Raw genomic sequence first — 10,487 nt, 5'->3', positions numbered from 1 at the left:
TCTACATTCGGACGCGGGAACCCAAATGGTGGGAACTGGCAACGCACTATTCGCGTTTGCTCGCGCATCGTAAACATGACCGCAACGTTCATGATTTGGGATTTATCTTTCTCAACACGTACCTGCCATGGTACGAACTAACGGGCGATCAGGCCCTGCTGGACGTGCTCATCACTGCAGGCCGAACACTTGCCATGCGATTTCAGCCCAAAGGAAAGTATCTCTGCTCTTTCATTGGCCCGCATAGTCTGTTCATCGATATTATGATGAACGTCCCTCTGATAATCTTCGCGGCTCTTAAAACCGGCGATCAAGCGTTGCTGGAAATCGGCCTCGCTCATTGCCGCACCACCCGTGATTACCTGGTAAGGCCGGATGGTTCCACGGCCCATGAGGGGCTTTTCGATGTGGAAACTGGGCAATTCCTGGGGCAGAGCACCCATCAGGGACTGAGCCCTGAAAGTTGCTGGGCGCGTGGACTGGCTTGGTCCATGTACGGATTCAGCAAAGTGTATGCTCTGACGAACAACCCCGAGTTTCTGGAAGTTGCAGAACGAAATGCAGAATATTGGATCACGCATCTTCCGGAAGACAAAATCCCTTACTGGGATTTTCACGCTGATCTGTCGCAGCCCCCGCCATGGGGTCGTCAGAAAGAAAGCTCGGCCGCTGCCATTGCAGCCAGTGGTCTGTGGGATCTGGCAAAACAGACCCAATCTCCAGAACGTGCAATCGTCTACCGGAATACGGCCCTTGTGATGTTACTGGCTTTATGCAATCCGGAATATCTCGCGATTGAAACACCCGGGTGGGAGGGCATCCTCAAACACGGCGTCTATCACACGCGAAAGAACCTCGGCGTGGATGAGTCTGTCATGTGGGGAGACTATTTCTTCGTAGAAGGGCTGACCAAAGTCCTGACAAGCGAGGGTAGTTACAGCTAGGGCCGGTATTCCACGTCGAACCCGGGCTGCGGGGGCGTGACCCCCCGATAACTCCAGTCCAAAAGCTCAAGCGGATGAGCCAAAAGCAGACCAAGCCGACGCCGTCTCACTTCGCGACCGATATGGAGAAGGCATCCGGCATTGGCAGTTACCACTGCTTGAGCGCCTGTTTCCACAATGCGATCGACCTTCCGCTTGACCAATCGCGTGGCCATAGCATCCTGCAACAGGTTATAGCTGCCTGCAGAACCACAGCACAATTCACTCTCATACAACGGGACAAGCTCCAGCCCGGGAATTTTCGAGAGAAGCGCTCGGGGTTGGTGGCGAATCTTCTGGGCATGCGCAAGATGACAGGCATCGTGGTAAGTAACTCGCAGAGGTAAGGGGTTTTCCGGTATCTTCATTCCCAGATCGTCAAGAAACTCACAAATGTCGCGCACTTTCCCACTGAATTCTGCGTACCGTTGAGGATCCCCATCCTTCCAATAGTGGGGATATTCTTTGAGCATTGCGCCACAGCCCGCATGATTGACAATCACCGCATCGAGGTCTTCCACCGGGAAGCTGCGCACATTCTGCTCGGCCAGCCTTTTGGCACCGCGACCGTCACCAGCATGGTAGTGAATGGCCCCGCAACATCCCTGTCCCCGGGGAATCAGCACATCGCAACCGTTTTCCTGAAGAACACGTAACGTCGCCCAGTGAATATGCCGAAACATGGCCTCGCCCACACACCCCACGAACAAGGCCACGCGAGCTCGTCGGCGTCCTTTTGCAGGAAGGAAATCTGGCAACGGCCTTTGTCGCGGCACGTGGGGATTCACAAGGGTGGCCATTTTCCCAAAAATGCCCGGAAGCACCCGGAAAACACCCATCCGTTGCAGGCCGTGGTAAAGCCTCAGTTGCTGTAGCAGCCTGACCGGCCATAGAGCCATACGGACTCTTCGCGAATAGGGAAAGACGTGAAATAAAAAGAATTTCTCACCCCACTTTAAGGAAATCGCCCGCTGGTTGATCAGGGATAGACGCACTGGCTCGAGGATTCGGCCGTATCTGACCCCGGACGGGCACGCAGTCTCACACGCGCGACAATCCAGGCAAAGTTCAATGTGTTGAACAGTTTTTTGATCGATTGGAAGCTGTTGTTTGGCCATCGCGTGCATCAAATAAATGCGTCCGCGAGGACTGTCCGCTTCCTGGCGCAATTCGATGAATGTGGGGCACGCCGATGTGCAAAGCCCGCAATGGACACATCGGTCAATCTCGTTTATCGAATGCTCGTGTAACTCCACCACCATATTTGAGCTGGTTCTATGTCTACTTTCTATGCGAACACATAGCGCCCCGGATTCAGAATATGCGCCGGGTCGCAAATATCTTTCCACCGCTGCGCATACACATGTCGGGGATGCGGCGGTCCCCACAACACCGATGGCGGCCAGTTGGTGCCCTCCGGCGTTCGGAGAACGGCCACACGGGCCCCTTCCGCCTCCATTTTGGTTCGCAACGCCTGGATTTTCTCGACGGTAAACTCCCGGGCAGTGTCAACGACGAGAACCTGTCCGCTGAAAAGGTAGCCCCACCAGCGTGCACCAGGAAATAACTCTTGAACGTGCGTCGTTATCATGGGCATCTGTTCTGGCACCCCGCTTATCTGGCAAACAGCGTGGCCACACGTTACCACCTCACGCTCAAGCGCCTGGTCACTGACCGCGGAAATGGAGACCACCTTCCAGTTCTGCCGATCCGCCAAAGAACCAAGTGCATCTTTTGCCAGATCCACTTCCAGTTTGTCCCCTTCCAACAGAAAAGTCGCCATGACCCAGCGGCGTCCTAATTCCTCCGTGAGGTCCACATCAGAATCTGTCAAACAGCGATGATCACACATAATGACGTCCGAGAGACAGGGCAAGGGCAGCGCAGCGAGTTGCTGGAGAAACGTCTCGCAAAAAGTCGCGCGCTTCATCCCTACCGTGAGTATTTCGGTGCCTTCTGGTCGTGGCCGGGTCAGGAGCGTAGCCCGCGTGATTACGCCCAGGCTTCCCCAGCTTCCAAGAAATAAACGCAACAGCCGATATCCGGCGGCATTTTTAACCACAGCACCACCCAGGACCAGATGCGTCCCTTCGCCCGTGACCACTTCAAGGCCGAGAACAGCCTCGGCCAATCGACCCCACCGCCAATCCCGAGGGCGAGGAAAAGGAGCGGCCAAAAGCCCCCCCAATTGGAGATCACCCGGCAATCCGCTCAGGCCAGGAACCCATTGACGGGAGGCGGAGAGCGTTGCTTCCAACTCGGCGAGGGTGATTCCTGCCTCGGCGGTCAACGTCAATTCGGTAGGCTGGTAGTCGATGATCCTGTTCATGGAAGCGCACGAAATTCCCAAACCCAGTTTTTCAGGACGGCTGCCCCACCGGGCCCGTAAACCACTTCCCAAGGTGTAAACCGCCGAAGCACGGCGAGACGCTTCGCGCAGCACCTCACTCACTTCCTGGTGAGTGCCAAGCTCCTGCACAGCCTCGATCGGCAACCAGTCGTGGGCAAGACTCTTGGAAAGGGAAATCATACGTTCCTTTCGCCCTTGAACGCAGCGGATCCCTCCCGATTGTTCGGCGGGATCAGCTTACCGGGTGACAGGATGGCATCGGGATCAAAGACACTCTTGAGTGCTCTCATCGCCTGCAACACTTCCGGCGGGTACAGTCGCTCCATGAAGTCGCGTTTCTCCAATCCCACACCGTGTTCCGCGGTGATGCTCCCGCCCAAATGAATGCACGCGGCGAGGATTTCGTGACTTGCGGATACGGTTCGTTCCACTTCGGCCGGGTTTTTCGGATCGTAAAGAAAAATGGGATGGATATTGCCATCCCCGGCATGAGCCACGTTGACCACGCGGACATTCCAGCGACGCGCAATCTCCTTCACCCGGCTGGCCATCTCCGGAAGCTTGGTCCGCGGTACAACGCCATCCTGGATGAAATATGCCGGGCTGAGCCGTCCTACGGCTCCCACCGCCGATTTGCGACACTGCCACAGTCGTGCTCTCTCTTCTGCATCGGATGCGCTCACGACTTCCTGCGCACCACACTCTCGGCAGAACGTCGCCACCTGCTCCGCCTGGGCCTCAATCGCTGGTCCTACTCCGTCAAGCTCCACGATTAGCACCGCTTCAACATTGGTGGGGAAACCGAAGTGAAAAGCCTCTTCTACGGCCTGAAGTATCCCCTGATCCATGAGTTCCATGGCCGCCGGAGTGATCCCGGCACCGATGATTCGGCTAACCGCCAGACAAGCATCTTCAATCCGCAAAAACGTCCCTCGAAGCGTGATGAATTCCCGATAAGCGGGGATCAACTTTAACCAAGCACTGGTGACAATCGCTAGTGTGCCCTCGCTCCCGGTGAGCACTCCAATCCAGTCAAGATCACCTGGATCTGATCTCGGTTCCAACGCGAGTATCTCTCCTTCACCGGTCACGCACTCCAGGCCCAAAACGTGGTTCACCGTGACCCCATATTTTAGCGTATGAGGTCCGCCGGCATTGGTCGCAATATTTCCACCCAAGGTACACGCGACCTGGCTGGATGGGTCCGGGGCAAACTGATAGCCCGTTCCCGCAAGACGCTGTGTCAACTCGAGATTGATAACCCCGGCCTCTACTTTGACGCGTCGGTTAACAAGATCAACTGCCAGGATTCGGTTCATCCGGGCCAAACTGACAACGATAGCCTCATCCACTGGCGTAGCACCGCCTGCCAGTCCCGTTCCCGCCCCGCGGGCCACCAAAGGAACACGATATTCCCGACATACCTGAACCACCTGCTGGACATCGCGCGCACTTCGTGGGAATACAACACCCTGGGGCATGCACTTGACGAGAGTATAGCCGTCGCATTCATACACGAGTCGGTCAGCAGGGTGGACCAGGACATTCTCACGACCAAGTCGGGCCGTGATTTCGCGAAGGGCTTTCTGCCGCGGCGAAAAGGATCGCATGAGGGGCTCTCTTGCTTCTTTTTAACTCATTTCTGTACAGGGTGCCCAAGTTTTTCTTCAATGCTGCGGACCTTCCCCGAGATTCTGTCCTGATATCCTTTGCGGTAATCCAACTTCATGATGCATTCGATACGATTACAGTCCTTTTGAAGGGCTTCGAAGCACTTCCGGACCACATCCATCACCTGGTCATACTCTCCTTCGATGATGGTACCCATCGCATGGCACTGGTATTTCAAACCGCTGGTGTGCACAATTTCCACGCATCGCGCCACATAGGCGCTCAAGCTTTCTCCCTTATCCAGCGGGTAGATACTGAACTCCAGCAGAACCATAACAGTTCTCCCTGTCAGCGTTGGGTTTTGTCATTTTCTGTGACGGCCGGTCACACTCAGCTCCCTTGCTCATTCGCGTCGGAGAGTGACGCCACGGATCACGCTTGACCATGTCGTCCACAATGCCTAGGGACGCGATCGAGAGGGCGCCTTCCGGCTTGTAGGGCGGCTTGTGCCTTATTTATATTACCACTCCCGGCAAAGAGTAGACCAGCAGTATCCAAAATCACAACGCGTCATTTCGCCGAATTTGATCTTCAAAAAACGTCAGGTCATGGCGTCATTACGAAAACCGGACTCACGCATGCATCACACCAGGGAGGAACTTGAACGATGAATCGGCTCATTCCCGTCGTGGGCGTGGTGGTCATCTTGTTCGTCGCCTGGCTTCTCTCGGAAAACCGCCGGGTGATGCACTGGCGGCTGATTCTGAGCGGCCTATTCTTGCAGTGGATTACTGCCTTCCTCTTTCTCCGCACGGACATCGGACAGGGGGCGTTTGTCGCCAGTCGCCTGTTCATCGAGCGCCTCCAGTATTGCGTCGATCAGGGCACCGGTTTCGTCTTCGGCCCGGAAGGAAAACACCATCAGGTGGCTTTCGTGGTCCTGCCATTGATCATCTTCGTCTCGTCTCTCACCGCCATCTTATTTCACCTGGGGATCCTCCAGCTCCTCGTCAAAGCAATGGCGAAAATAATGGTGTGGGTGATGGATGTTTCCGGTACCGAGTCTCTGGCGGCTGCTGCGAACGTGTATGTCGGAATGACAGAAGCGCCTCTCGTAATCCGGCCTTATCTGGAAAGCATGACCCGCTCGGAATTGATGGCCATGATGAGCAGCGGAATGGCCACCATTGCGGGGACTGTGATGGCTGCCTATGTCGCCATGGGGGTGGATGCCGGGCATATCCTCACGGCGTCGCTCATTTCTGCGCCGGCAGCCCTCGTGGTGGCCAAGATCATGGTTCCCGAAACCGAAATGTCGCCCACTAAAGGGATTGTCCGCGTGCAAATTCCCAGACAGGACACCAACATCCTCGACGCCGCGTGCCGTGGCGCCAGCGAAGGTCTCACTCTCACCCTCAACGTGGCCGCCATGCTTATCGCTTTCATTTCTCTGATCACTCTTGCCAACTGGCTCCTCAGCCTTCCGGGAAACGTGGGCGGAGAGCCCCTCAGCTTAGAGAGATTGACTGGCTATCTTTTTGCCCCGTTTGCTTTTCTGATGGGCGTTGACCCGAAAGACGTACCCACGGTGGCGATGCTTTTGGGAAAGCGGCTGATCCTCAATGAGTTCATTGCTTATCAGGAACTAACCGCCCTCAAACCGACGCTGGGACCACGCTCCTTCACGATTGCGACCTACGCTCTCTGCGGCTTCGCCAATCTCGGATCGATCGGCGTGATGATTGGCGGGATCGGCAAGCTCGTTCCCGGTCGCCGGTCGGAACTGGCCCAACTGGGCTTCCGTTCCATGATCGCCGGAACACTGGCATGTTACCTCACGGCCTGTATCGCGGCGATTCTCCTTTGACCGCGGAGACTCGTCAAATTAACAGACAGCGATTTCAAGGCGGTCTTTAACTGTCCTGAGCGCCTTGATTCTGGCGAAAAGCTTGCAATTCGCCTCCACCACCGTCCACGGAGCGTACGTGGTGCTGGTACGCTCCAGCATTTGGTTGACGGCCACCTCGTACTGTCGCCATTTACTGCGGTTTCGCCAATCCTCCTCGGTGATTTTCCACTGCTTATTTGGGTCGGACTGGCGCGCCTGAAATCGGCGGAGTTGTTCCTCGGGGTCGATATGCAGCCAGAACTTAATGATCACAGTTCCGAAGTCGGCAAGCTGCTTCTCAAATTCATTGATCTCGCGAAATGCCCGTTGCCATTCCTCTTTGCGACAAAAACCTTCCACCCGCTCCACCAAAACGCGTCCGTACCACGAACGATCAAAAATCGTGATATGGCCTGTCTTCGGTAGCCGCCGCCAGAATCGCCACAGAAAGTGGTGGGCCTTTTCCTCAGCGGTGGGCGGCCCGACGGGCACCACCTCATAACCCCGCGGATCAAGGCCCCGCGTCAGTCGCTTGATCACTCCCCCTTTTCCGGCCGCGTCCCACCCCTCAAACACGATCACCACCGGCACCTGTGCTAAATGGCAACGGTGCTCCAGCTCATAGAGTGCTCTCTGCAGCCCTTTCAACTCTTTTTCGTATTGCTCGCGCTCCAGCGATTGACTGAGGTCCACCCGATCGAGAATGGTCGGACGCAGAAGCTCGTCTTCCCGCGGTTCAGGCATGGGAGACGGAGGATCTGCGAGCTGTTTCGGACGACGCTGAACCTCGTCCTCGATCTTCGCAACAAGTGTGCGAAACACTTTCAAACGTGTAAAACGGGCCTGATGAGCCTCCACAATCTGCCACGGATTCTGGAATGTGCTGGTGGCTTCGAGCACCCGGTTGGCCAGCTTGAACCATTTCTTATATTTCTTGTTTTGTTCCCACTGCTCTGAGCTGACTTTCCAACGTGTCGCCGGAGACGAGGCGAGGGCCTTTAGGCGTTTTTTCTGCACCCGCGGGTCAATGTGGAGCCAGAACTTAACAATCAAAGTCCCTGCATCAGCGAGTTGCCTTTCAAATTCCAAAATGTCGGCAATCGCCTGCCGGAATTCTTTCTTCGAAATCCGCCCCTCCGCGAAGTCGTCAAGCACGCGCTGATACCAGGAATGGTCAAAAATGGCAATTTCACCTGCACCGGGGATTTTATTCCAAAATCGCCACATCCACGGGCGGCGCTTCTCTTCCCCATCGGGTTGAAGCGTCAAATGGACACGAAACCCTCGGGGATCTAAGACCTGTGCCAAGCTGTTGATAACCATTCCCTTCCCGGCAGCATGCCACCCTTCAAACACAATGATCACAGGGATGCCAGCCGCCCGGGCCGCCCGCTGACATGCCGCCAGCTTTTGCTCGAGGACCGGAAAAATTTCCTTGTACTCCTGCTTTTTGACTTTCTGTCGGGGATCAATCAGCTCCAGCATTGTGCTTTTCCTCGTGTTGCGTGTGGCAAGGAAACCCCTCGTCCCGTAATGCCCGCCCTAGCCTTGTTACGAGACTTCGCCCGAGAAACCCTAGCTTTTTTCTTTCCGCGGATGGAAACGAAGCAGCGGGAATTCGAGTGATCATCGCGCACCACCCGGCGGACGATCACGTTGGCCCCCGCTTGCTGCGTGGTTGACTCGCTGCCTCCGGTCGGCTTCGACAAATGCTGGGGCCAAAAGAATTGGTCTAGCCGAAATGTAAACGGCAATGATAGAATCGGTCCACCAATCGTGCTCGTGTCTCAATGGCAACTTCGGAACAACTGTACTAATGACAATGTCGTGGCTCGCTAACATTACCGCCTCGATCGTATTGGCAAACATCTTGGTAACTTTTTTGCCAGTTATTGGAATTGTGGTGGCGATCTGCACCCGCTTCTCGGCTGCAGGAAAATGGGCGATTCCCGCCTACAGGGGGGTTCTGGCTCTGCTTTGCGGTGTCATACTAGGGGCAGCGGGGCAGTCGCCCCAAATCTGGTGCCTGTGCCTTCTGACTTTCTCTGTGATGCTGCTTATAGGGATTACCGACTTCTCGCGACATTTTCATCGGCGCTCGGTGTAGCGCGGCGCTCTCTACTTTTTTTCCCGTTTCCGCTGGCATGCTCCTTCACCCGCGATCAAGCACCTGCGCAGCCCGTCTTTTTCCTGTGCTTCCGAAGCCGGCCTTTTACGAGAGCCACCCTTTATTTCTCTCCCGCTCACTTCTACACCCCCGGTGAGGCATGTGCTTTGAGGACGCCGACCACGCAATCCGCAAGGGTGGTAACGCTGGCAATATAGACAGCTTACGGCGTGTACGGAGTGACCGTTGAGTTTGCTAAAACCCGAAAAAAGCTCCGGTTTCCGCCACTGTTTTTCCGAATCCTATAGCTAGGCGAACTCCTTCCCGCCGGAACGATACAGCCCAAGCCGGCGGGATGCGGGAAACTGTTGGCGGAGTTCGCTCTTACACGGTGGATTTCGGTTTGGTACGAGCCTGACACACATTGGTCACAAGATCCAGGCGGGAATCGATTCAACCTTCCGAGGGAGATGCCGACCGTCGGGCGATTTCCGAAACAGGAGGACAGGCATGCGAGGTCATTTGTGCACATGGATTGCCGCGGCGTTCATGATGTTCGCCCCCCAACTGGTGCTCGCAGGCAACCAGGAACTGGCTCAAGAGATTGCTAGCACACTTAAGAACAGCGGTCAGCTAAAGGGCTACAAGATCGGCGTGCGTTGCCAGGATGGAACTGTCTGGCTCCGGGGGACGGTCGCCGATCCGGAGCAGCGTGCCATTGCGGAACGCCTTACCCGCCAGGTGCAGGGCGTCAAAACGGTGATCAATGAATTGTCCGTTGAAAATGCCGCCCCCGCAGATCAGCTCAATTTGCAACCGGTCACGGGGGCGGTGGCTCCCGAACGAGTGACTTCGCCTATCGGCGGTCTGGAAGGCGGCGCGCGCCCAATGGCAACCCCGGCCCTCGCGGGGAAGGTGCAGAAGGCCGACCCTGTTCCCTCTGTGGTCGCCAACCAGCCCGTCCGTCCGACGGCGGCTACCGCAGTCAGTGAGGGTCCTACTTTTGCGGCCCCGGAAATCCCGACGCTGGAACCCCCTGTAGAAGCCAGACCGGCATCTGCCACGGAAGCCACAGAAAGTGTTCCGCGGCCGATTCGACCTCTGCCGATCGCGTATGCTCAAGCTCAGGAACCGACCCCGGCCGTCCCTGCGACCCAAGCACCGCCCGCAGCGGCCCCGCTTGGACGTCCTCTCCCGATGTATGTAGGACAAGCGGGTGCAGCCGCGCCAGCACGGTATGATCAGCCGAACATGCCGAATTACGCCTGGCCGAGCTACGCGGCTTACCCAAATTATGCTGCAGTCACCTACCCCAAGCAGTACTCGCCCACCGCATGGCCCTATATCGGTCCCTTCTATCCCTACCCGCAGGTGCCCCTTGGATGGCGGAAAGTGACCTTGGAATGGCACGACGGTTGGTGGTTCCTGGACTTTGACGACGGATCAACCAAAGGGCCATTCTCCGGGTTGTTCCGAGCAATTACCGGTCACTGAATCACGGATCAGAAAGCTAGCCTTCCCGCCTGATTGATGGTTGGGCCCCGCTTT

Annotated in this window: 9 protein-coding genes; 4 read left to right on the top strand and 5 right to left on the bottom strand. The window is 56.3% G+C overall.

All coding sequences use genetic code 11. The features are described 5' to 3' along the window. Positions 1-944 (top strand): glycoside hydrolase family 88 protein (locus ABJK56_RS09525; RefSeq protein WP_347244433.1); only part of this gene is annotated, 944 nt, incomplete at its 5' end. Here ABJK56_RS09525 and ABJK56_RS09520 read toward each other — a convergent pair. Genes ABJK56_RS09520 through ABJK56_RS09505 form a run of 4 tightly spaced genes read right to left on the bottom strand, consistent with a single transcriptional unit; the run spans position 941 to position 5,278 of the window. Further along, a complete protein-coding gene (locus ABJK56_RS09520) occupies positions 941-2,245 on the bottom strand; it encodes a (Fe-S)-binding protein (RefSeq protein WP_347244432.1) in 1,305 nt (434 codons plus the stop codon). The two genes, ABJK56_RS09525 and ABJK56_RS09520, sit on opposite strands and share 4 nt — an antisense overlap. A gap of 26 nt (positions 2,246-2,271) precedes the next feature. Then, positions 2,272-3,513, bottom strand: coding sequence for an FAD-binding oxidoreductase (locus tag ABJK56_RS09515; protein ID WP_347244431.1), 1,242 nt, complete (start codon positions 3,511-3,513; stop codon positions 2,272-2,274). Continuing rightward, positions 3,510-4,943: an FAD-linked oxidase C-terminal domain-containing protein gene (locus ABJK56_RS09510; protein WP_347244430.1), complete on the bottom strand. Its 1,434-nt coding sequence runs from the start codon at positions 4,941-4,943 to the stop codon at positions 3,510-3,512. The genes ABJK56_RS09515 and ABJK56_RS09510 overlap by 4 nt, the downstream gene beginning before the upstream one ends. A gap of 26 nt (positions 4,944-4,969) precedes the next feature. Then, positions 4,970-5,278 (bottom strand): MTH1187 family thiamine-binding protein, encoded by a 309-nt coding sequence (locus ABJK56_RS09505; protein WP_347244429.1) that lies wholly within the window; start codon positions 5,276-5,278, stop codon positions 4,970-4,972. Positions 5,279-5,611: 333 nt separating this feature from the next. Between ABJK56_RS09505 and ABJK56_RS09500 the strand changes: the two genes are divergently transcribed. Next, positions 5,612-6,811 carry a nucleoside transporter C-terminal domain-containing protein gene (locus tag ABJK56_RS09500; protein ID WP_347244428.1) on the top strand — a complete coding sequence of 400 codons (1,200 nt, stop codon included), beginning with the start codon at positions 5,612-5,614 and terminating at the stop codon, positions 6,809-6,811. Between the two features lie 18 nt (positions 6,812-6,829). Here ABJK56_RS09500 and pap read toward each other — a convergent pair whose 3' ends face one another. Continuing rightward, positions 6,830-8,317 carry a polyphosphate:AMP phosphotransferase gene (gene pap / locus ABJK56_RS09495; protein WP_347244427.1) on the bottom strand — a complete coding sequence of 496 codons (1,488 nt, stop codon included), beginning with the start codon at positions 8,315-8,317 and terminating at the stop codon, positions 6,830-6,832. A 331-nt stretch (positions 8,318-8,648) separates the two neighbouring features. Here pap and ABJK56_RS09490 point away from each other — a divergent pair, with 331 nt between their 5' ends. Together ABJK56_RS09490 and ABJK56_RS09485 are read left to right on the top strand one after the other, a co-directional pair. Beyond that, positions 8,649-8,939: a hypothetical protein gene (locus ABJK56_RS09490; RefSeq protein ID WP_347244426.1), complete on the top strand. Its 291-nt coding sequence runs from the start codon at positions 8,649-8,651 to the stop codon at positions 8,937-8,939. 510 nt (positions 8,940-9,449) lie between these two features. Next, entirely contained in the window at positions 9,450-10,433 is a 984-nt protein-coding gene (locus tag ABJK56_RS09485; RefSeq protein ID WP_347244425.1) for a BON domain-containing protein, read from the top strand. Positions 10,434-10,487 lie beyond the last annotated feature (54 nt).

Source organism: Thermogutta sp. (genome assembly GCF_039793925.1).
GTDB lineage: Bacteria > Planctomycetota > Planctomycetia > Pirellulales > Thermoguttaceae > Thermogutta.
The sequence above is the reverse complement of the archived record's forward strand: the minus strand, read 5'-3'. Positions and strand labels throughout refer to the sequence as shown.